Annotated in this window: 19 protein-coding genes; 6 read left to right on the top strand and 13 right to left on the bottom strand. The window is 73.4% G+C overall.

What is annotated here, in order from left to right; genetic code table 11:
- Position 1 precedes the first annotated feature (1 nt).
- From era to IR158_RS03920, 4 genes are read right to left on the bottom strand one after another with little or no spacing between them, the layout of a single operon-like run.
- Positions 2–922: a GTPase Era gene (era, locus tag IR158_RS03935; protein ID WP_291809810.1), complete on the bottom strand. Its 921-nt coding sequence runs from the start codon at positions 920–922 to the stop codon at positions 2–4.
- Positions 919–2,298, bottom strand: a complete 1,380-nt coding sequence (locus IR158_RS03930) for a hemolysin family protein (RefSeq protein WP_291809809.1) — start codon at positions 2,296–2,298, stop codon at positions 919–921. Before IR158_RS03930 ends, era begins: the two co-directional genes overlap by 4 nt.
- Positions 2,295–2,747: an rRNA maturation RNase YbeY gene (gene ybeY / locus IR158_RS03925; RefSeq protein WP_227575688.1), complete on the bottom strand. Its 453-nt coding sequence runs from the start codon at positions 2,745–2,747 to the stop codon at positions 2,295–2,297. Before ybeY ends, IR158_RS03930 begins: the two co-directional genes overlap by 4 nt.
- A complete protein-coding gene (locus IR158_RS03920; RefSeq protein ID WP_291809807.1) occupies positions 2,744–3,745 on the bottom strand; it encodes a PhoH family protein in 1,002 nt (333 codons plus the stop codon). The genes ybeY and IR158_RS03920 overlap by 4 nt, the downstream gene beginning before the upstream one ends.
- 231 nt (positions 3,746–3,976) lie before the next feature.
- Here IR158_RS03920 and ppdK point away from each other — a divergent pair, with 231 nt between their 5' ends.
- A complete protein-coding gene (gene ppdK, locus IR158_RS03915; RefSeq protein ID WP_291809805.1) occupies positions 3,977–6,691 on the top strand; it encodes a pyruvate, phosphate dikinase in 2,715 nt (904 codons plus the stop codon).
- A gap of 83 nt (positions 6,692–6,774) precedes the next feature.
- Here the strand turns inward: ppdK and IR158_RS03910 are convergent, their stop codons facing one another.
- The 3 genes from IR158_RS03910 to hrcA form a co-directional block, all read right to left on the bottom strand.
- Positions 6,775–7,533 (bottom strand): 16S rRNA (uracil(1498)-N(3))-methyltransferase, encoded by a 759-nt coding sequence (locus IR158_RS03910; RefSeq protein ID WP_291809804.1) that lies wholly within the window; start codon positions 7,531–7,533, stop codon positions 6,775–6,777.
- Positions 7,530–8,651 (bottom strand): molecular chaperone DnaJ, encoded by a 1,122-nt coding sequence (dnaJ, locus tag IR158_RS03905; RefSeq protein ID WP_291809803.1) that lies wholly within the window; start codon positions 8,649–8,651, stop codon positions 7,530–7,532. The genes IR158_RS03910 and dnaJ overlap by 4 nt, the downstream gene beginning before the upstream one ends.
- Before the next feature lie 87 nt (positions 8,652–8,738).
- Positions 8,739–9,761 carry a heat-inducible transcriptional repressor HrcA gene (gene hrcA, locus IR158_RS03900; protein ID WP_291809801.1) on the bottom strand — a complete coding sequence of 341 codons (1,023 nt, stop codon included), beginning with the start codon at positions 9,759–9,761 and terminating at the stop codon, positions 8,739–8,741.
- A gap of 183 nt (positions 9,762–9,944) precedes the next feature.
- On the opposite strand from hrcA, the gene IR158_RS03895 reads away from it, so the two are divergent.
- The gene (locus IR158_RS03895; RefSeq protein WP_291809799.1) at positions 9,945–10,814 is read left to right on the top strand and encodes a DUF3097 domain-containing protein; all 870 of its coding nucleotides are present in this window, start codon (positions 9,945–9,947) and stop codon (positions 10,812–10,814) included.
- Positions 10,815–10,883: 69 nt separating this feature from the next.
- On the opposite strand, the gene IR158_RS03890 is transcribed toward IR158_RS03895, so the two are convergent.
- Positions 10,884–11,852, bottom strand: a complete 969-nt coding sequence (locus IR158_RS03890; protein ID WP_291809797.1) for a hypothetical protein — start codon at positions 11,850–11,852, stop codon at positions 10,884–10,886.
- A 207-nt stretch (positions 11,853–12,059) separates the two neighbouring features.
- Between IR158_RS03890 and IR158_RS03885 the strand changes: the two genes are divergently transcribed.
- Positions 12,060–12,437 carry a DUF4870 domain-containing protein gene (locus tag IR158_RS03885; protein WP_291809795.1) on the top strand — a complete coding sequence of 126 codons (378 nt, stop codon included), beginning with the start codon at positions 12,060–12,062 and terminating at the stop codon, positions 12,435–12,437.
- Positions 12,434–12,814 carry a DUF4870 domain-containing protein gene (locus tag IR158_RS03880; RefSeq protein ID WP_291809793.1) on the top strand — a complete coding sequence of 127 codons (381 nt, stop codon included), beginning with the start codon at positions 12,434–12,436 and terminating at the stop codon, positions 12,812–12,814. The genes IR158_RS03885 and IR158_RS03880 overlap by 4 nt, the downstream gene beginning before the upstream one ends.
- A gap of 15 nt (positions 12,815–12,829) precedes the next feature.
- Here IR158_RS03880 and hemW read toward each other — a convergent pair whose 3' ends face one another.
- Both hemW and lepA read right to left on the bottom strand, forming a co-directional pair.
- Complete coding sequence (hemW, locus tag IR158_RS03875; protein WP_291809790.1) at positions 12,830–14,068, bottom strand: radical SAM family heme chaperone HemW; 1,239 nt, start codon at positions 14,066–14,068, stop codon at positions 12,830–12,832.
- A 31-nt stretch (positions 14,069–14,099) separates the two neighbouring features.
- Positions 14,100–15,995 (bottom strand): translation elongation factor 4, encoded by a 1,896-nt coding sequence (gene lepA / locus IR158_RS03870; RefSeq protein WP_291809787.1) that lies wholly within the window; start codon positions 15,993–15,995, stop codon positions 14,100–14,102.
- A gap of 162 nt (positions 15,996–16,157) precedes the next feature.
- On the opposite strand from lepA, the gene IR158_RS03865 reads away from it, so the two are divergent.
- The gene (locus tag IR158_RS03865; protein ID WP_291809784.1) at positions 16,158–16,895 is read left to right on the top strand and encodes a maleylpyruvate isomerase family mycothiol-dependent enzyme; all 738 of its coding nucleotides are present in this window, start codon (positions 16,158–16,160) and stop codon (positions 16,893–16,895) included.
- Between the two features lie 28 nt (positions 16,896–16,923).
- Positions 16,924–17,676 (top strand): methyltransferase, encoded by a 753-nt coding sequence (locus tag IR158_RS03860; protein ID WP_291809782.1) that lies wholly within the window; start codon positions 16,924–16,926, stop codon positions 17,674–17,676.
- Here the strand turns inward: IR158_RS03860 and IR158_RS03855 are convergent.
- From IR158_RS03855 to IR158_RS03845, 3 genes are read right to left on the bottom strand one after another with little or no spacing between them, the layout of a single operon-like run.
- Positions 17,660–18,499: a transglutaminase family protein gene (locus IR158_RS03855; protein WP_291809780.1), complete on the bottom strand. Its 840-nt coding sequence runs from the start codon at positions 18,497–18,499 to the stop codon at positions 17,660–17,662. The two genes, IR158_RS03860 and IR158_RS03855, sit on opposite strands and share 17 nt — an antisense overlap.
- On the bottom strand, positions 18,496–19,425 hold the full coding sequence (locus IR158_RS03850; RefSeq protein WP_291809778.1) for an alpha-E domain-containing protein: 930 nt from the start codon (positions 19,423–19,425) through the stop codon (positions 18,496–18,498). The genes IR158_RS03855 and IR158_RS03850 overlap by 4 nt, the downstream gene beginning before the upstream one ends.
- On the bottom strand, positions 19,419–20,999 hold the full coding sequence (locus tag IR158_RS03845) for a circularly permuted type 2 ATP-grasp protein (RefSeq protein ID WP_291809776.1): 1,581 nt from the start codon (positions 20,997–20,999) through the stop codon (positions 19,419–19,421). Before IR158_RS03845 ends, IR158_RS03850 begins: the two co-directional genes overlap by 7 nt.
- Positions 21,000–21,031: the final 32 nt, after the last annotated feature.

Below are 21,031 nucleotides of genomic sequence, written 5' to 3'. Positions count from 1 at the left end.
GTCAGAAGCCCAGCCGGCCGAGCTGCTTGGGGTCTCGCTGCCAGTCCTTGGCGACCTTCACGTGCAGGTCGAGGAACACGCGGGCGCCGAGCAGCGCCTCGATCTGGGTGCGGGCGCGCGTGCCGACGTCCCGCAGCCGCGCGCCGCCGCGGCCGATGATGATCGCCTTCTGGCTGTCGCGCTCGACGAACAGGTGGACGCGCACGTCGAGCAGCGGGCGACCGTCGGCGCCGGGGCGCTGCTCACGCGGGACGATCTCGTCGACGACGACCGCGAGCGAGTGCGGCAGCTCGTCGTGCACCCCTTCGAGCGCGGCCTCCCTGACCAGCTCGGCGACCATGACCTGCTCGGGCTCGTCGGTCAGCTCCCCCTCCGGGTAGAGCGCGGGCCCCTCGGGCAGGTGCCCGACGAGCACGTCCGCCAGCACGTCGACCTGGTACCCGTCGCGCGACGAGACCGGGACGATGTCGGCCCACTCCCCCAGGCGGTCGACCGCGAGCAGCTGCTCGGTGAGCCGCGCCCGCGGCACCGTGTCGGTCTTGGTGACGACCGCGACCACGGGCGTGCCCGGGCGTCCGGGCGGGTTCAGCCGTGCGAGCTGCTCGGCGATGAAGCGGTCGCCGGGACCGATCTTCTCGTCGGCCGGGAGGCAGAACCCGACGACGTCGACCTCGCTGAGCGTGTCCCGGACGAGGGCGTTGAGCCGCTCCCCCAGCAGCGTCCGCGGGCGGTGCAGGCCCGGTGTGTCGACCAGCACGAGCTGCGCGTCGTCGCGGTGCACGATGCCGCGCACCACGTGGCGCGTGGTCTGGGGCCGCCCGGACGTGATGGCGACCTTCTGGCCGACGAGGGCGTTGGTCAGCGTGGACTTGCCGGTGTTGGGCCTGCCGACGAAGCACGCGAAGCCGGAACGGTGGGTCATCGGGTGGCCTCCGAGCCGTGGTCGCGCGCGGCGGGGGTGCCGCGTGCCGGGGTGCCCGCGGCTGTCGTGCCGTGGGCGGGGGTGGCGGGTGCGTCGTCGTCGGGGTCCTCGGCACGGTGCACCAGGACCGTCGCGAGCCGCTTGCGCCGACCCTCGACGCGCTCGCCCTGGAGCCGCAGCCCGTGGATCTGCCCGACGGAGCCCGGGAGCGGCACCTTGCCGAGCGCCTTCGCGAGCAGGCCGGCCGCGGTGTCCACGTCCTCGTCCTCGACGTCGATGCCGAACAGGTCCCCCAGCTCGTCCCGGCTCATGCGGGCCGGGACACGGTAGCCGCCGTCGTCGAGCTCCTCGACCACCGGCGCGCTCGCGTCGTGCTCGTCGGTGAGCTCGCCGACGATCTCCTCGAGCGCGTCCTCGATGGTCACGAGCCCGGCGATCCCTCCGTACTCGTCGACGACGAGCGCGATGTGGCTCGAGCCGTCGCGCAGCTCGAGGAGCAGCTGGTCGACCGGCTTGGACTCGGGGACGAAGACCGCGGGACGTGCGAGCGACGACGCGGGCGCGTCCAGGGGGTCGTCGTCACCGTGCGTGCCGTTCGACCCGGCACCCGCACCGCGCGCGGGGATGCGCCGGACGATGTCCTTGAGGTACAGCACGCCGACGACGTCGTCGACGGACTCCCCGACCACGGGCACGCGGGAGAAGCCCGAGCGCAGGAGCAGCGCCAGGACCTTGTGCAGCGGCGTGTCCGCCTGGGTGGTGATCATGTCGGTGCGCGGGACCATCACCTCGCGCGTGAGGGTGTCACCGAGCTCGAGCACCGAGCGGAACATCTCGCGCTCGTTGTCCTCGATCGCGTCGGACTCGCTGACCCGCTCGACCATGTCGCGCAGCTCCGCGTCGTCCTGCTCGCTGGTCGACGTCGACGGGTCGGCACGGCGCCCGACCCCACCGGCCAGGACGGTCACGGCCCAGAGCAGGCGCGAGAGGCTCGCGAGGACCCCGACGGGGTGGCGCCGGCCCATGCTGCGCGGGCTGACGCGCACCAGCAGGAAGGCCACGACCGCGCAGGCGGCGATCGCGAGGAGCGCCGTGGCCCACCACGACAGGCTGCCGGCGCTGATGGCCAGCGTGAGGCAGACGGTCGCCGTCATCTCCCCCAGCAGCCGGACGAAGGCCGCGGCGGCGGCGACGCGGGTCGGGTCGTCCACGAGCCGGCGCACGCGCGCGGCCGCGCCGGGGCGTTCGGTCTCGAGCTCGGTGACACGGGCCCGCGTGACGCGCAGGACCGCGACCTCGCCCGCCGACAGCGCGGCGGCCAGCACGATCCCCACGACTGCGACGGCGACGAGCAGGGCGACAGGGACGCCGCTCATCGCCCGGCCAGGAACGTCAGGAGCAGGCGACGCTGCAGGGCGAACATCTCCTTCTCCTCGTCCGGCTCGGCGTGGTCGTAGCCGAGCAGGTGGAGGATCCCGTGCGTGGTGAGCAGCAGCATCTCCTCGGCGGTCGAGTGGCCCGCCGCGCGCGCCTGCGTGGCGGCGACGTCCGGGCACAGCACGACGTCACCCAGCACGCCCGGTCCGGCGGGCTCGCCCTCGCGGCCCGGCCGCAGCTCGTCCATCGGGAACGACAGCACGTCGGTCGGTCCCGGCTCGTCCATCCAGCGCACGTGCAGGTCCGTCATGGTCGCCGTGTCGACCAGCCGGACGAACAGGTCGGCCTGCGGGTGCACGTGCATCGCGTCGAGCACGTACCGCCCGAGCGCCGCGAACTCGGCCTCGTCGACCTCGACGCCGGACTCGTTGCTCACCTCGACGCTCATGACCTGTCCCACCTCGCGTACGCGTCGATGATCTCGCCGACCAGGCGGTGCCGGACGACGTCGGACGAGGTCAGGCGGCAGAACTCGACGTCGTCGACGCCCGTCAGGATCTGCTCGACGACCCGCAGCCCGGACGTCGTGCTGCTGGGCAGGTCCACCTGGGTGACGTCACCGGTGACGACGACCTTGGACCCGAAGCCCAGGCGCGTGAGGAACATCTTCATCTGCTCGACGGACGTGTTCTGCGCCTCGTCGAGGATGATGAACGCGTCGTTCAGCGTGCGACCGCGCATGTACGCCAGCGGTGCGACCTCGATCGTGCCGGCCTCCATGAGGCGCGGGATCGACTCGGGGTCGACCATGTCGTGCAGCGCGTCGTACAGCGGTCGCAGGTACGGGTCGATCTTGTCCGCCAGGGAGCCCGGCAGGAAGCCCAGCCGTTCCCCCGCCTCGACCGCGGGCCGGGTCAGCACGATGCGGTTGACCTTGCGCGCCTGCAGCGCCTGCACGGCCTTCGCCATCGCCAGGTACGTCTTGCCCGTGCCGGCCGGCCCGATGCCGAACGTGACGGTGTTGCGCTCGATGGCCTCGACGTAGTCCTTCTGCCCGGCCGTCTTGGCCCGGATGGTCCGCCCGCGCGAGGACAGGATGTTGAACGTCAGCACGTCGGCGGGGCGGGCGTCCGCGGCGTCGGTCAGCATGACGACCGACCGTGCGACGACGTCCGGGCTCAGGGGCGTGCCCCCGGCGGCCATCTCGACGAGCTCGTCGACGAGGCGCGTGACGAGGGCGACGTCACCGGGCGGGCCCGCCAGCGTCACCTCGTTGCCGCGCACGTGCACGTCGACGGTCGGGAAGCCGTCCTCGATGCTGCGCAGCACCTCGTCGCGCAGCCCGAGCAGCTCGACCATCGACACGTCCGACGGGACGGTGATGCGGTGCTCGACGCGCGCGTGCCGGGACTCGGGGACGCGGGGTTCGGGGCTGGACTCGGCCATGTGCTCGGCGGGTGCCGTGCGCTCCTTCTCTCGACGCGTGCCCTCCGGAGGGGCACGACGCCATCCTACGGCTCCGCCCGGCCTGTGAGCGGATCCATCGCCGGGGGCGCGGGGTGTCGGCGGCGTGACGTGGGCCCTTCGTCCCCGGGCAGGACCGTCCGGCCGGGAGAACACTGGGAGCAGGACGCCGGGCAACGGAGCTCGGTTCGCGCGAGCGACGGAGGATGCCCCATGGCTCGGTACGTCAAGGACTTCAGCGAGGGCGACAAGGACCAGAAGGACCTGCTCGGCGGCAAGGGTGCGAACCTCGCCGAGATGACCCGGCTCGGCCTGCCCGTGCCGCCGGGGTTCACGATCACGACCGAGGCGTGCCGCGCCTACATGCGCACGGGCGAGGTGCCCCCCGAGCTGCGGGTCGAGGTCACCATGGCGGTGCGCCACCTCGAGGACCAGCTGGGCCGCCGGCTCGGCGACTTCCACGAGCCGCTGCTGGTCTCCGTGCGCTCGGGCGCGAAGTTCTCGATGCCCGGGATGATGGAGACGGTCCTCAACGTCGGCCTCAACGACGCGTCCGTCCAGGGCCTGGCGGCGCTGTCCGGCGACGAGCGCTTCGCGTGGGACTCCTACCGGCGTCTCATCCAGATGTTCGGCCGGACCGTGCTCGACATCGACGGCGACCTCTTCGCCGACGCGCTGGACAAGGCGAAGGCCGCCCGCGGCGTCACCGCGGACGTGGACCTCGACGCCGCCGACCTGCGCAGCCTGGTCGACACGTACAAGCAGATCGTGCGCGAGGAGTCCGGGCGCGAGTTCCCCCAGCACCCGCGCGAGCAGCTCGACATGGCGATCGTGGCCGTCTTCAACTCGTGGGGCACCGAGCGCGCGCAGCTGTACCGGCGCAAGGAGCGCATCCCCGACGACCTCGGCACGGCCGTCAACGTCTGCACCATGGTGTTCGGCAACCTCGGGCCGACGTCCGGCACGGGCGTGGCGTTCACACGTGACCCCGCGTCGGGGCGCACCGGCGAGTTCGGGGACTACCTGGTCAACGCGCAGGGCGAGGACGTGGTGGCGGGCATCCGCAACACGCTGTCCCTCGCCGACCTCGAGAACGTCGACCCCGCGGCTCACGCCGAGCTGCTCCAGGCCATGCGCCGCCTCGAGACCCACTACCGCGACCTGTGCGACATCGAGTTCACGATCGAGCGCGGCAAGCTGTGGATGCTGCAGACCCGCGTCGGCAAGCGGACCGCGCCCGCGGCGTTCCGCATCGCGTGCCAGCTGGTCGACGAGCACCTCATCACGATGGACGAGGCACTGTCCCGGGTCACGGGCGCCCAGCTCTCGCAGCTGCAGTTCCCGCAGTTCGCCGCCGAGGGCAAGGACCGCGTGCTGCTCACGAAGGCGATGCCGGCCTCCCCGGGCGCGGCCGTCGGGATGGCCGTGTTCGACCCCGTCACGGCCCAGCAGTGGGCCGCCGAGGGCAAGGACGTCATCCTCGTGCGCCGCGAGACCAACCCCGACGACCTGGGCGGCATGATCGCCGCCGTGGGCGTCCTGACCGCACGCGGCGGCAAGACGTCGCACGCGGCGGTCGTCGCACGTGGCATGGGACGCACGTGCGTCGTCGGTGCCGAGGAGCTGCTCGTCGACTCCGCGGCACGCACGATGGTCACGCGCGGCGGCGAGACGGTCTCCGAGGGCGACGTCATCGCGATCGACGGCACCACCGGCGAGGTCTTCCTCGGTGACGTCGCGGTCGTGCCCTCGCCGGTGCAGCGCTACCTCGAGGACGGCCTGGACGTCGCGCTCGAGGAAGCACCGGACGACGAGACCCGCCAGCTCGTGAGCGCGGTCCACCGGATCCTCGAGCACGCCGACGCGACCCGTCGACTGCGCGTGCACGCCAACGCCGACACGGCCGAGGACGCAGGACGCGCCCGCAACCTCGGCGCGGAGGGCATCGGCCTGTGCCGCACCGAGCACATGTTCCTCGGCGAGCGGCGCGTCCTGGTCGAGCGGGTCGTGCTCGCGGCGGACGACCGCGAGCGGCAGGAGGCGCTCGACGCGCTGCTGCCGCTGCAGCGCCAGGACTTCACCGACCTGCTGGAGGCGATGGACGGGCTCCCCACGACGATCCGGCTCATCGACCCGCCGCTGCACGAGTTCCTGCCGGACCTCACGGAGCTGTCCGTGAAGGTGGCCCTGGCCGCCGAGCGGGGCAAGACCGACGAGCGGGACGTCACGCTGCTCGCCGCCGTGCGCCGCATGCACGAGGCCAACCCGATGCTGGGGCTGCGCGGCGTGCGGCTCGGGCTCGTCGTGCCGGGCCTGTTCGACCTGCAGATCCGGGCGGTGGCGGAGGCGGTCGCGGCGCGGCTCGCCGCCGGCGGCCACCCGCACGCGGAGATCATGGTCCCGCTCGTGGCCTCCGTGCAGGAGCTGCGCCTGGTCCGCGAGCGCGCGACGACGATCATGGCGGACGTGAGCGCCGAGCAGGGCGTCACGGTCGACCTGCCGGTCGGGTGCATGATCGAGCTGCCGCGCGCGGCCCTCACGGCGGACCGCCTCGCCACGCAGGCCCAGTTCTTCTCGTTCGGCACCAACGACCTGACGCAGACGACGTGGGGCTTCAGCCGCGACGACGTCGAGGGCGCGTTCTTCTCGCAGTACACCGCGAACGGCGTGCTGTCGGTGTCGCCCTTCGAGACGCTGGACGTCACGGGCGTCGGGCAGCTCGTGAAGGTCGCGGTGGAGCGCGGGCGCACGACCCGGCCCGACCTGACGCTCGGCGTCTGCGGCGAGCACGGCGGCGACCCGGAGTCCATCCGGTTCTTCGACGCGGTCGGGCTGGACTACGTGTCCTGCTCCCCGTTCCGCGTGCCGGTCGCACGCCTCGAGGCCGGCCGCGCCGCGGTCGACCACGCGAGCGTCGACTCCCGCTGACCTGCGGACCCGTGGGGGTGGTGGCGCCTCTTCCCCCCCGTCGCGCCACCACCCCCACGCGCACGCCCGGACCCAGAGGAGACTCAGCCCCAGCGGCCCAGACGGTCGGCGAGCATCGCGAGCGCGACGGGACCGGCGGTCGACGTGCGCAGGACGTGCGGTCCCAGACGGCAGACGACCGCCCCGGCGTCCGTGAGCGCGGTGACCTCGCGGTCGCTGATGCCGCCCTCCGGGCCGACGACCACGAGCACCTCGCCGGTCTCCGGCAGGTCGGCCTGGTGCAGCGGGACGGTCGCGGACTCGTGCAGCACGAGCACGGCACCACCGGCGGCCGTGACCGCGGCCGCGCGGGCGACGAGGCCCGCGTGGTCGAGCGCGTGCTCGACCACGGGCATGCGTGCACGACGCGACTGCTTGGTCGCGGCGCGGACCGTGCCGATCCACCGCGCGCGGCTCTTCTGCGCGCGCTCGCCGCGCCACACCACGACGGAGCGCTCGGCCTGCCACGGCACGACGACGTCGACACCGACCTCGGTGGCCGCCTCGATCGCCATCTCGTCGCGGTCGCCCTTGGCCAGGGCCTGCACGAGCACGAGCTGCGGGACCGCGGCGGCCTCGACCACGACGTCGTCGACGTCGATCGTCACACCGTCGGGGCCGGCCACCCGCACGCGACCGACCAGGCGCACGCCTGCGCAGTCGACCACGTCGACCCGCTCACCGGGGCCGCGCCGTTGCACGACGCCGGCGTGCCGCCCTTCGGTACCCGCGAGCAGGTACTGGCCGCCGGCGCGCACGTCGTCGAGCGTGCCGGGCTCGACGACGAAGACGGGTGCGCTCACCGGCCGCTGAGCTTGTCGCGCAGCTTGGCGAACATCCCGGGGTTGGCCGCGGCCAGACGCGCCTCGGGGCGCTCCTCGCCGCGCAGCACGGCCAGGCGCCGCAGCAGCTCGGCCTGCTCGTCGTCCGCGGGCGTCGGGACCTGGACCTCGACGTGCACGTGCAGGTCCCCACGACCTCCGACGTGCAGGTGGCCCACACCCAGGCCCCGCAGCGTGAGCACCTGGCCCGGCTGCGTGCCGGGCCGCAGGTCGAGCTCCTGCGGGCCGTCGAGCGTGTCCAGGGTCACGACCGTGCCCAGGGCGGCGGCCGTCATCGGCACCTGGAGCGTCGCGTGCAGGTCGTCGCCCCGCCGGACGAACGTCTCGTGCTTGCGCTCGCGCACCTCGAGGTAGACGTCCCCCGGAGGACCCCCGGCCGGGCCGACCTCGCCCTGGCCGGTCATCTTGATGCGCGTGCCGGTGTCCACGCCGGCCGGCACGTCGACCGTCAGGGTGCGCCGCGAACGCACCCGGCCCTCGCCGGCGCACTCGGTGCAGGGCTCGGGGATGACGGTGCCGAAGCCGTGGCACGCGGCGCACGGCTGCGTCGTCATGACCTGGCCGAGGAACGAGCGCGCGACGCGCTGCACGGAGCCGCGTCCGCCGCAGACCTCGCAGGTGCGCGGCGACGTGCCGGGACGGCAGCACGTGCCGCCACAGGTGGGGCACAGCACGGCCGTGTCCACCTGCACCTCGCGGTGCGCGCCGAACGCCGCCTCCGCGAGGTCCAGGTCGAGCCGCACGAGCGCGTCCTGGCCGCGACGGGCGCGCGGCACCGGGCCGCGCGGGGCGCCGCCACCCGCACCGAAGAAGGTCTCGAAGATGTCCTGGAAGCCGAAGCCGCCGCCCATCCCGCCGCCCGGGGACGCGGGGTCGGCGCCCATGTCGTACGCGCGCCGCTTCTCGGCGTTGCCGAGCACGTCGTAGGCGCGCGACACGTCCTTGAACCGCTCCTCCGCCGCCGGGTCGGTGCCCGCGACGTCGGGGTGGTGCTCACGGGCGAGGCGACGGTAGGCCTTCTTGATCTGCTCGGGTGTCGCGTCCCGCTGGACACCGAGAATCTCGTAGTAGTCGGTCACGTGGGGTGCTGCTCGCTTCCTGCTCGTGCGTGGGGTGCCCCGGCCCCGGCGCGCCACGCCGGGGGGCGCGGACACGGGGCGGACCGGTCAGCCTGCAAGGATCCTGGTGAGGTACCGGGCGACGGCTCGGACCGCCGCCATCGTCTGGGGGTAGTCCATCCGCAGCGGCCCGACCGACCCCAGGACCGCGACGGACGAGCCGTCGGCACCGTAGCCGCTCGTGACGATGCTGGTCTCGGCGAGACCCTCGTGCTGCGTCTCGCGCCCGATCCGCACGGCCACGCCGGCCGAGTCCTCGGCCATCTCCGAGAGCAGGCGCAGCAGGACGACCTGCTCCTCCAGCGCCTCGAGCACCGGCCCGATGGTGTGCGGGAAGTCGGCCCCCGCGCTGCGGGCCAGGTGCGACGCACCGGCGACGATCACGCGCTCCTCGCGCTCCTGCGCGAGGGTCTCCGCGACGACGGCGACCACGGACCTGGCCAGGTCGGCGCCGTCGGGCCCGAACTCGTCCGCGAGCGCCTCGAGCGCCACGTCGAGCTCGGCGAGACGCAGGCCGACGGCAGCGGCGTTGAGCCGCAGCCGCAGCCGCGCGACCACGGACTCGTCGAGGTCGGCGGTGAGCTCGAGCGTGCGCTGCTCGACGCGGCCGGTCGTGGTGATGATGACGACGAGCAGGTGGCGCGCGCCGACGGGCACGAGCTCGACGTGCCGCAGCGCCGAGCGGCGCAGCGACGGGTACTGCACGACGGCGACCTGGTGGGTGAGCTGGGCGATCAGCCGCACGGCACGGTCCATCACGTCGTCGAGGTCGACGGCCTCCTCGAGCAGCGTCCCGATGGCCCGCTTCTCCGCGGCGGACAGCGCCCGCACGCCGGAGAGCCGGTCGACGAACTCGCGGTAGCCGAGCTCGGTCGGCACGCGGCCCGCGGAGGTGTGGGGCTGGACGATGAGGCCGGCCTCCTCGAGGGCGGCCATGTCGTTGCGGATCGTCGCGGGCGACACCCCCAGGGCGTGCCGCTCCGCGAGGGCCCGCGACCCGACCGGCTCGCGGGTCGCGACGTAGTCCTCGACGATGGCGCGCAGCACGTCCAGCCGACGGTCGTCGCTCATGTCGCTCCCTCCGTCCCCGGGTCCACACCGTACGTGCGACCACCTGCACGTGGTCACCTCGCGGGCGGCCCGACGTAGCACTCCCCCGGACCGAGTGCCAATTCTACGCGGTCCCCCGGTGGAGCCGGGGCGGCACCGCGCGTCGCCCGGGGAGGACGGCGCACGACCTCCTAGAGTGCCCGCGTGACCGCCGACCGATACGGCCGCGACGTGCTCTCGAGCAGCAGCGCCGCCTCCCGCCCCGCCCACCACCGTCCCGCGCGCGCGTCGCGCGAGCAGGCGGCCGAGCGCGGTCTGGTCGTCGAGGACGTCGAGACCGGGTGGGTCGGCGCGGTCGTACGGGTCGAGAAGTCCGGCGGTCTGCACGTGGTCGTGCTCGAGGACCGGCGCGGCCGGACCCGCACCTTCCGGCTCGGTCCCGGATTCTGGGTCGACGGTCAGCCGGTCGTCCTCACGGCGCCGGTGACCAGCCGCGCACCCGTGCGCCCGACGCGCACCGCGTCGGGTTCGGTGGCCGTGCCCGACGCACCCGCGCGCGTGGCCCGGGGTTCGCGCATCTGGGTGGAGGGCAAGCACGACGCCGAGCTCGTCGAGAAGGTGTGGGGCGACGACCTGCGGGTCGAGGGCGTCGTCGTCGAGCTGCTCGACGGCGTGGACCACCTGGCCGACGCGCTGCGCGACTTCCGGCCGACGCCCGACCGGCGCGTGGGCGTGCTCGTCGACCACCTGGTCCCGGGCTCCAAGGAGAGCCGGCTGGCCCAGGACGCGCTGCGCACGGTCCCGGCGGGCACGGTGCGCGTCCTCGGCCACCCGTACGTCGACGTCTGGCAGGCCGTCCGCCCCGAGCGCGTGGGGCTGCAGGCGTGGCCCACGATCGAGCGCGGCACCGAGTGGAAGCGCGGGATCCTGCGTGAGCTCGGCTGGCCGGCGGACGAACAGGCCGACGTGGCGCGCGGCTGGCAGCGGATCCTGCGCTCGGTGCGGTCGTACGCGGACCTCGAGCCCAGCCTGCTGGGACGTGTCGAGGAGCTCATCGACTTCGTCACGGCCTGACACCGGCACCAGGTCACGACGCGACGCGGGGCCCGTCCGACGGACGGGCCCCGCGTGCTGCGTGGTGGGTCAGGCGGCGATCTGGCCGCTCGTCAGACGCCGGTACGCGAAGACCGTGAGCAGGGCACCCACGGGCAGGGACACGAGCACCCCGATGCCGCAGATCGCGGTGCCGATCCAGCTGACGACCGCCACGAGGAGGTACACGAGGATGCCCGTGCCGAGGTCACGCGTCTGGAGCGCGACGCTCGTCCGGATGGCGTCGATCGGTCCCTCGTTGCGGTCGATGATCGCGACCACCGCGTAGAACACGAAGAACCCTGCGACGACGAACGCGAGCTGGCCGATGATCGGGATGAAGCTCGCGACGAGCCCGACGCCGCCGAGGATGAGGGCGAGGAGCAGCAGGCTGCCCGCGTGGGAGGTGTCGAACAGGTCGCCGACCGAGACCGGGCGCCCGTCGGCCACCTTGAGGGACGCCTTGATGAACGCTGCGCTGAAGAGCACCAGCAGGAGCACCATGAGCGCGATGAAGATCGCGATACCGATCGACGCACCGAGACCGGCGGCCGTCCCGGCGACACCGTCGGCGTTGCTCGTCACGGCGGCGACCCCGCCGACGAGCCCCAGCCCGATGAAACCGACCACCAGGATGATGACGAACCAGGCGAGCCCGCCCAGCACGAACGCCGCCCAGTTCTGACCGAACTTGGTGAAGGCCCACGAGAAGCCGGCACCGATGTCGACCTGGCCGGGCGTCGGCGCGTACGGCTGCCCGTACGGCTGCTGGCCACCCGGCTGCCCGTACGGCGACGCGGGCGGCGGGTAGCCCGGCTGGCCACCGGGTGCGCCGTACGCCGGCGGGGGGTACGCGCCGGGCTGGGCGCCGGGTGTCCCGTACGGCGGCGGCGGGTAGCCACCCTCGGCGGGCGGCGGCGTGGGCGGGACGTCGCCCGAGGGCTGCCCGAAGGCGGGCGGGGGCGGCGGGACGCTCGGGTCGTCGTCGCGCGGCGGGGTCCCGCCGGGGTTCTCGCTCATTGCAGGCCTCCTGGGCGCGTGGCGGGACGTGGGCACGTCCCGAGGTCAGCGAAGCGAAACGTCTCGCGGGGTGTCAAGGCGCCTCGCCGTGCGGGGACGCGGCCACGGGCACGCGCCGGTACGCTGCGGGCGACGCTCACGGGCGCACCGGCCCGCACCTCGCGGCGCGGTCGTGACGGCACCCCACGACGACCACGGGAGACGCACGTGCCCCACGACCCTCGGTCCATCCCGCCCGCCCGCACCACGCAGGGCAGCAGCCTCGCCATGGTGGCGCACCTCGGGGGCGTGCTGACCTACCTCTTCCTCGGGTGGGTCGCCTCGCTGGTGGTCTGGCTCGTGCAGCGCGACCAGGACCACGCCGTGGCGCGTGAGGCCCGCGTGGCGCTGAACTTCCAGCTCACGGCCCTCATCGCGATGGTCGTGCTGCACGTCGTCGAGCACTTCCCCGTCATCGGCGTGGTCGGCTGGGTCGGCAAGGTCGCCGTCGGGATCGTGGCGCTCGTCCTGTCGCTCCTCGCAGCCGCCACCACCTACCGCGGCGGGTCCTACCGGTACCCCGTCAGCCTCGAGCTGGTCCGGTGAGCGCCGCACCCCCGGCGTGGACGCCGCCACCGCCCGCACCGCCGCTGCGTCCCGACGAGGAGCGCACGTGGGCCATCCTCGTCCACGTGCTGCCCCTGCTGGGACCCGGTCTCCTCGTGCCGCTGGTGGTCTGGCTCGTGTTCCGCGGCCGCGGGCCCTTCCTCGAGCACCACGCCAAGGAGTCGCTCAACTTCCAGATCACGGCGCTGATCGCGCTCGTGGTGTCCGCCGTCGTGTGGGTCCTGACCCTCGGGCTCGTGCCGTTCCTGCTCTTCGGCGTCCTGGTCGCGTGGCTCGTGCTGTGCATCCTGGCGGCCGTGGCCGCCAACCGCTGGGAGTGGTACCGGTACCCGGCCACGCTGCGCCTGGTGACCTGAGCGGCCCGGCGCCCGTCAACCGACGAGCGCGCGCACGACGGTGTCCGCCAGGAGCCGCCCGCGCCGTGTGAGCAGCACCCGCCGCGGCCCGTCGGCGCCGACGGCGGCGGCCCCGTCCACGAGCCCGTCGGCGACCAGCGCTGCCACGGCCGCACGGGACTGCGGGGGCACGTCCTCCAGCGGCAGCCCTTCCGCGATCCGCACGCCGAGCATGACGCGCTCGAGCGTCGCGGTACCACCGGCAACGAGCTCGCGGCCCGCCGCCGGGCTGAGCCCGCGGGCCAACCGGTCCGCGTACGCCCGGGGGTGCTTGACGTTCCACCACCGGACACCGCCGACGTGGCTGTGCGCCCCGGGGCCGATCCCCCACCAGTCGTCGCCACGCCAGTACCCGAGGTTGTGGCGGGACGCGTCCGCCGGCGTCCGCGCCCAGTTGCTCACCTCGTACCAGCTCAGCCCCGCGGCGGTCAGCAGGTCGTCCGCCAGCTCGTACTTGGCGGCCTGGTCGTCGTCGTCCGGCAGCGTCAGCTCGCCGCGGCGGACCTGCACGGCCATCCGCGTGCCCGGTTCGACGACGAGCGCGTAGGCGCTGACGTGGTCGACTCCGGTCGCCAGCGCGACCTCCACCGAGCGCCGCCAGTCGTCGAGCGACTCCCCCGGGGTGCCGTAGATGAGGTCGAGCGACACCCGCAGGCCGGCGTCGCGCGCCCAGCCCACGACGTCGGGGACGCGCGCCGGGTCGTGCGTCCGCTCGAGGGTGCGCAGCACGTGGGGCACCGCGGACTGCATCCCGAACGACACCCGCGTGAAGCCCGCCGCGGCGAGCCGTGCGAGCCCGTCCGGGGTCACCGAGTCGGGGTTCGCCTCCGTCGTCACCTCGGCGCCCGGCGCCAGCCCCCACGTGGCGCGTACCCCGTCGAGGAGGTGCACGAGGTCGTCCACGGGCAGCAGCGTCGGGGTGCCCCCGCCGACGAACACCGTCGCGACGGGCCGCCGGGGCACGCCTGCCGCGCGCAGCACGCGGTCCGCGAGCGCGATCTCGCTCGCCGCGGTGCCGGCGTACTCCGCGAGGCTCGCGCCACCCCCGAGCTCGGTGGCCGTGTAGGTGTTGAAGTCGCAGTACCCGCACCGCACCGCGCAGAACGGCACGTGCAGGTACACGCCGAAGCGCCGGGTGTCCGCGCCGAGGGCGGCGGAGGCGGGCAGCGCGCCGTCCGGCGGTGCGGGGTCGCCCTCCGGCAGTGCGGGACTCACGGCAGGCCGCCCGCGAGCGGGTACGGCCGCGTCACTTCTTCTTCGCGTCCTTCGCGTCCTTGCTGCTGCCCGCGGCGTCCGACGAGAGCGCCGCGATGAAGGCCTCCTGCGGCACGTCGACCCGACCGATCGTCTTCATGCGCTTCTTGCCCTCCTTCTGCTTCTCGAGCAGCTTGCGCTTGCGGGAGATGTCGCCGCCGTAGCACTTGGCCAGGACGTCCTTGCGCATGGCCCGGATGGTCTCGCGCGCGATGATCCGTGAGCCGATGGCTGCCTGGATCGGCACCTCGAACTGCTGCCGCGGGATGAGCTCCTTGAGCTTCGCGGTCATCGAGACGCCGTAGGCGTAGGCCTTGTCCTTGTGGACGATCGCGCTGAACGCGTCGACCTGCTCGCCCTGCAGCAGGATGTCGACCTTGACCAGGTCGGCCGCCTGGTCGCCCGCCGGCTCGTAGTCCAGGCTCGCGTACCCGCGCGTCTTGGACTTGAGGTGGTCGAAGAAGTCGAAGACGATCTCGGCCATCGGCAGGACGTAGCGCATCTCGACGCGCTCCTCTGACAGGTAGTCCATGCCCTGCAGCTCGCCGCGCCGCCCCTGGCACAGCTCCATGATCGTCCCGACGAACTCGCTCGGCGTGAGGATCGTCGCCTTGACCATCGGCTCGCGCACCTCGCGGATCTTGCCCGCGGGGAACTCGCTCGGGTTCGTGACGACGATCTCGGTGTGGTCCTCGAGCGTGACGTCGTAGATGACGTTCGGCGCCGTCGAGATGAGGTCGAGGTCGAACTCGCGCTCGAGACGCTCGCGCACGATCTCGAGGTGCAGCAGGCCGAGGAACCCGACGCGGAAGCCGAAGCCGAGCGCCACCGACGTCTCGGGCTCGTAGTTCAGCGCCGCGTCGTTGAGCTTGAGCTTGTCGAGCGCCTCGCGCAGCACCGGGTAGTCCGAGCCGTCGATCGGGTACAGGCCGGAGAAGACCATCGGCTTGGGCTCGGAGTAGCCGCCCAGCGCCTCGGCCGCGGGCTTGGCGTAGTTGGTGACCGTGTCACCGACCTTCGACTGCCGGACGTCCTTCACCCCGGTGATGAGGTACCCGACCTCGCCGACGCCGAGGCCCTTGGTCGGCACCGGCTCGGGCGACGTGACGCCGATCTCGAGGAGCTCGTGCGTCGCGCGGGTCGACATCATGACGATCTTCTCGCGCGGGTCGAGCCGGCCGTCGATCACGCGCACGTAGGTCACGACGCCGCGGTAGGTGTCGTACACCGAGTCGAAGATCATGGCGCGCGCGGGGGCGTCCGCGTCGCCGACGGGCGGCGGGACGAGCTCGACGATCCGGTCGAGGAGCGCCTCGACGCCCACGCCGGTCTTGCCCGAGACCTTCAGGACGTCGGCCGGGTCGCCACCGACGAGGTTCGCGAGCTCCTCGGCGTACTTCTCGGGCTGCGCCGCCGGCAGGTCGATCTTGTTGAGCACGGGGATGATCTGGAGGTCGTTCTCCATCGCGAGGTACAGGTTCGCGAGCGTCTGCGCCTCGATGCCCTGCGCGGCGTCGACGAGCAGCACGGCGCCCTCGCACGCGGCGAGCGAGCGCGACACCTCGTACGTGAAGTCGACGTGGCCGGGCGTGTCGATCATGTTCAGCGCGTACGGCTGCACGGTGCCCGCAGCGTCCGCGACGCCCCACGGCATGCGCACGGCCTGCGACTTGATCGTGATGCCGCGCTCGCGCTCGATGTCCATCCGGTCGAGGTACTGCGCACGCATGGCGCGCGCGTCCACGACACCCGTCAGCTGCAGCATCCGGTCGGCGAGCGTCGACTTGCCGTGGTCGATGTGCGCGATGATGCAGAAGTTGCGCAGCAGCTCGGGAGCGGTCGCCGAGGGACGGATCGCCTCGGCGGCGGTGGCGGACGGGATCGGCAACTCGGCGTTCTCCGGCTTCTGGACGGGTCGGTCGACGGTCGGGCGACGGTGGCGCTGGACGCCGCCGGCACCCGCGGGCGTCCGGCGCGGTCGGCAGGATCCCGACGCCCGGAGGCCGACGCCACCCTGTCGGGTGTCGGTGGCGGACCCCACCATGGTCCCATGACGCACGACGTGGGCGGCGCACCGGTGGCCGCCGATCTCACGACCCCGGATCTGCGGACCCTCGCCGCGCTGCAGGACGCGTTCCTCGCGTCGGTCGACGAGGTCGACCCGACGGCGCCCGTCGCCGCGTGCGGTCGCTGGCGCGTGCGCCACCTCGTCGTGCACCTCGCCCGGATCCACCACTGGGCGGCCGGCCAGGCACGTCGCCGCCCGGAGACCCCGCTGGGGCGGGGTCCGTTCGACCTCCACGCGCTCTACGCGACGCAGGCCGCCGAGCTGCGCGCCACCCTGGAGACCCTCGAGCCGGACGCACCCGCGTGGACGCTCGACGACAGCGGCGTCGTGCGCTTCTGGCACCGGCGGCAGGTCCACGAGACGCTCGTGCACCTGTGGGACCTGCGCACCGCCGGCGGGCTGCCGCTGGACGTCCCGGCAGCGCTGTGGGCGGACACGGTCGACGAGGTCGTGCACGTGATGCATCCCCGCCAGGTGCGGCTGGGCCGGTCGGCGGCATCGCCCGTGCGGGTCGGGCTCGTCGCGACGGACGCGGCCCGCACGTGGACCGTGCACGCCGCGGACGACGCGCCGGCAGCGCCCGTCGCCGAGGTCACCGGTCCGGCCGCCTCGCTCGCCCTGCTGCTGTGGGGACGCACGACGCCCGACGACCCGCTCCTCGCGGTGACAGGCGACCGAACCGCGGTGCTCGCGACCCTGGGAGGTTCCCTCACTCCCTGATCTGCTCGTACGCGCAGATTCCTCGTGCGTGCCGCGCCTCGACGTCGACGGTCTGGACGTCGTGCACCTGCAGTGTCACCTCGGGACCGACACCCTGAGCCTCGCGCGGCTGGGGGCGAGGGTCACCGGCCTCGACCTGTCGGGCGACGCGATCGCGGCCGCGCAGGATCTGGCGGCCCGCGCGGGGACCGACGTCGAGTACGTCGTCTCGGACGTCTACAGCTCGGTCGACGTGCTGGGACCGGCACGGTTCGACCTCGTGTACACCGGCATCGGCGCGCTGTGCTGGCTGCCCAGCATCGATCGCTGGGCGCAGACCGTCGCGGGTCTGCTGCGGCCGGGCGGGCGGCTGTTCGTCCGCGACGCGCACCCCGTCCTGCTCGCGTCCCTGGGGATGGTCGTCGGCGAGGAGCACCCCGACCGGTCGCAGCAGTCCTGGATCACCGCACCCGGCAGGGCGACGCCGGCACTGGAGCTGCCCTACTTCGAGCAGCCCGAGCCGCTGCACTGGAACGACACGTCGACCTACACGGGCGGCGACGAGGCCGTGGCCGCACCGCTGTCGGTCGAGTGGAACCACGGCCTCGGCGAGATCGTCACGGCCGTGCTGGACGCCGGCCTGGAGGTCACCGGGCTGCACGAGCACGACAGCGTGCCGTGGGACGCGCTGCCCGGGCTGATGACCTACGACCCCGCGACCGGTGAGTGCCGGCTGACGGATCGGCCGGAGCGTCTCCCGGCGTCGTTCACCCTCACCGCCCGGCTCACGCCTCGCGCGTGATCCGCACCTGCACGACGAGGTCCTGGGTCTGCGGGCCGGCGTAGATGCCGCGCAGCGGCGGCACGTCGTCGTAGCAGCGCCCGCGCCCGAGCACCACGTGCTGCTCCCCGGCGCGCACGCGGTTGGTCGGGTCGTACCCGGTCCACTCCCCCGCCCACCACTCGACCCACGCGTGCGACTCGCCCGTGACCGTCGCGCCGATCTCGCCGGACGTGTCGGGGTGGAGGTACCCGGACACGTAGCGCGCGGGGATGCCGACCGAGCGCAGCGCCCCCAGCGCGAGGTGCGCCATGTCCTGGCAGACACCGGTGCGCTTGGTCCACGCCTCGGCGGCCGGGGTGTGGACGGTCGTGACGCCGGGGATGTACTCCAGCTCGTCGCGCAGCGCGAGGCAGACCGCCTCGGCGGCGGCGGCCGGCTCGAGGCCGTCGGCCGCGCGGCGCGCGATCTCCACGACGTCGTCGGGCACCTCGGTCGTGCTGGTGTCCGCGAGGTGCTCGGCCAGCCGGTCGCGGACCTCGGGGCCGTGCAGCACGTCCCAGCCGGTCGACGACGTGGGCGCGGGCCGCTCGACGACCTCGACGACGTGCTCCGCCGTCAGCAGGAGGGACTGGTGCGGAGCCAGCACCTCGAACGCCGTGACCTGCGTGCCCCAGTAGTCGCGGTAGTCGTGCGTCCACGTCTGCGGGTGGACGTCGAGCCGCGACTCCAGGACGGTCTGCCCCGCCTGGGACAGCGGCGTCATACGTGCCTCGTTGTACGACGCCACGACCGGGTCGGTGTACCGGAACATGGACGTGTGGACGATCCTCAGCCTGCTCACAGCGCCTCCCCCACCCACGTCAGCTCGGCACCCGACGGGAAGTACCGCGCGCGGATCGCGTCGGAGGCCGCCGAGCAGGCCCGCTGCACGAGCTCCATCTCGCGCGGGAGCGCGTCGACGATCTCGAGCAGCGGGCGGTACTCCAGGTTCGTCCGCACGAGCCCGATGTGGCGCCGCGCGTCGTCGATGGTGGTCCGGTCGGCGACCGGCTCGAGCGCGGACAGCGACGCCTCGGCCTGGTTCAGCGAGTAGACGATCGACCGGGGGAACAGCCGGTCGAGCAGCAGGAAGCCCGCCGCGCGCTCGTCCGACGTGTTGCCGCGGTAGGTCCGCAGGAACGCCTCGTGCGCGCCGCACGAGCGCAGCAGCGTGGCCCAGCTCGGTCCGGCGGACCCGGCCAGCGCGCGGGTCGTCAGCAGCCGCGCCGTCATGTCGGCCCGTTCGATGGACCGCCCCAGGACCATGAAGTGCCACGTGTCGTCGCGCGACGTCGTCGACTCCACGATCCCGGTGACGATCGCCGCCCGCTCACGCACCCACGTGAAGTAGTCGTGCGGCCGTGCGGGCCGCATCTGCGACGGCAGCTGGTTCCAGCTGGTGTTGAGGCACTCCCAGAGCTCGGTCGAGACGATCTCGCGTGCCCGCCGCGCGTTCTCCCGCGCCGCGACGAGGGCCCCCGCGATCGAGGACGGGGAGAACCGGTCGTAACCGAGGACGTCCAGCACGTGCTCGCGCCCGACGTCAAGGTCGGCGGGCGGGTCGGGACGGTCCATGACGGACAGCAGGGACCGGCACGCGAGGTCCTCCTCCGCCCAGGGGTCCTCGAGCAGGATCTGCACGTGCACGTCGAGCAGGCGGGCCGTGTCGTCGGCGCGCTCGACGTACCGCCCGATCCAGAACAGCGACTCCGCGATGCGGCTCAGCACGTCGTGGCCCCCGTCGTCCGCTGCTGCTGCTGCTGCATGACCTGCGCCCGCGCGTCCGAGGGGTTCGAGTCGATCGGCACCGACGCGTCCTTGGGCACGGCCTGCGGCAGGGACTGGCTCTGGGCCTGCGCGCGACGCGGGACGCGCCCCCCGAGCACCCAGGTGTCCTTCGACCCACCACCCTGCGAGGAGTTGACGATGAGCTGGCCCTCCGGGAGCGCCACCCGCGTCAGGCCGCCGGGCAGGACGTAGACCGAGTCGCCGTCGTTGACCGCGAACGGTCGCAGGTCGACGTGGCGGGGGCGCAGGCCGTCCTCGACGAGCGTCGGCACGGTGGACAGCTGCACGACGGGCTGGGCGATCCAGCCCCGCGGATCCTCCTGCAGCCGCCCCCGCAGCACGTCGAGCTCGGCACGCGTCGCCCGCGGACCGACCACGAGGCCCTTGCCGCCGGACCCGTCGACGGGCTTGACCACCAGCTCGTGCAACCGGTCGAGGACCTCCTCGAGCGCCTGCGGGTCCTCCAGCCGCCACGTGTCGACGTTGGGCAGGATCGGCTCCTCCCCCAGGTGGTAGCGGATGAGGTCGGGCACGTAGGTGTAGAGCAGCTTGTCGTCGGCGACGCCGTTGCCGACGGCGTTCGCGATGGTCACGTTGCCGAGCCGGGCGCACGTCATGAGCCCCGGGCACCCGAGGAACGAGTCGGAGCGGAACGTCACGGGGTCGATGTACTCGTCGTCGACGCGCCGGTAGATGACGTCGACCCGGCGGCGTCCCTGCGTCGTGCGCATCCACACCCGGCCGCCGGAGACGTACAGGTCGCGACCCTCGACGAGCTCGACGCCCATCGTGCGGGCCAGCAGCGTGTGCTCGAAGTACGCCGAGTTGAAGACGCCCGGGGTCAGGACGACGACCGTCGGGTCGTCGACGCCGTGCGGTGCCGCCGCGGTCAGCGCCGCGAGCAGCCGCCGGGGATAGTCCACGACGGGCCGGATCCGCAGCGCGGCGAACAGCTCCGGGAAGGTCTGCGCCATCGCGCGCCGGTTCGACAGGACGTAGCTGACGCCCGACGGCACGCGCACGTTGTCCTCCAGCACGCGCCAGCCGCCGAGGGAGTCGCGGACCAGGTCGATGCCCGAGACGTGCACGCGCACGCCGTTGGGCGGTTCGATGCCGCGAGCCGCCCGGTGGAAGTGGTGGGAGGAGACCACCACCGACCGCGGCACCACGCCGTCGGCGATGGCCTTCTGCGGCCCGTAGACGTCCGCGAGGAACGCCTCGAGCGCCCGGACGCGCTGCGCGACGCCGGGAGCGACGTGGTCCCACTCGTCGCCCGCCATGACGCGCGGGACGACGTCCAGCGGGAACGGCCGCTCCTCGCCCGCGAAGTCGAAGGTCACGCCCTGCTTGAGGTACGAGCGCGCGAGGGTGTCGGCGCGGGCGCGCAGCTCACCCGCCGAGAGCTGCGCCAGGGCTGAGTGCACATGCCGGTAGGCGGCGCGCACCTCGCCCCCGGGACCGATCATCTCGTCCCACGCGGGCCCCGCCGGGTAGTCGTCGAAGAGGTCCGCCATGGCGCGAATCTAGTCGGCCTGTGTCAACGCCG

This window comes from Cellulomonas sp. (assembly GCF_015234515.1).
Taxonomy (GTDB): Bacteria; Actinomycetota; Actinomycetes; order Actinomycetales; family Cellulomonadaceae; genus Cellulomonas.
The sequence above is the reverse complement of the archived record's forward strand: the minus strand, read 5'-3'. Positions and strand labels throughout refer to the sequence as shown.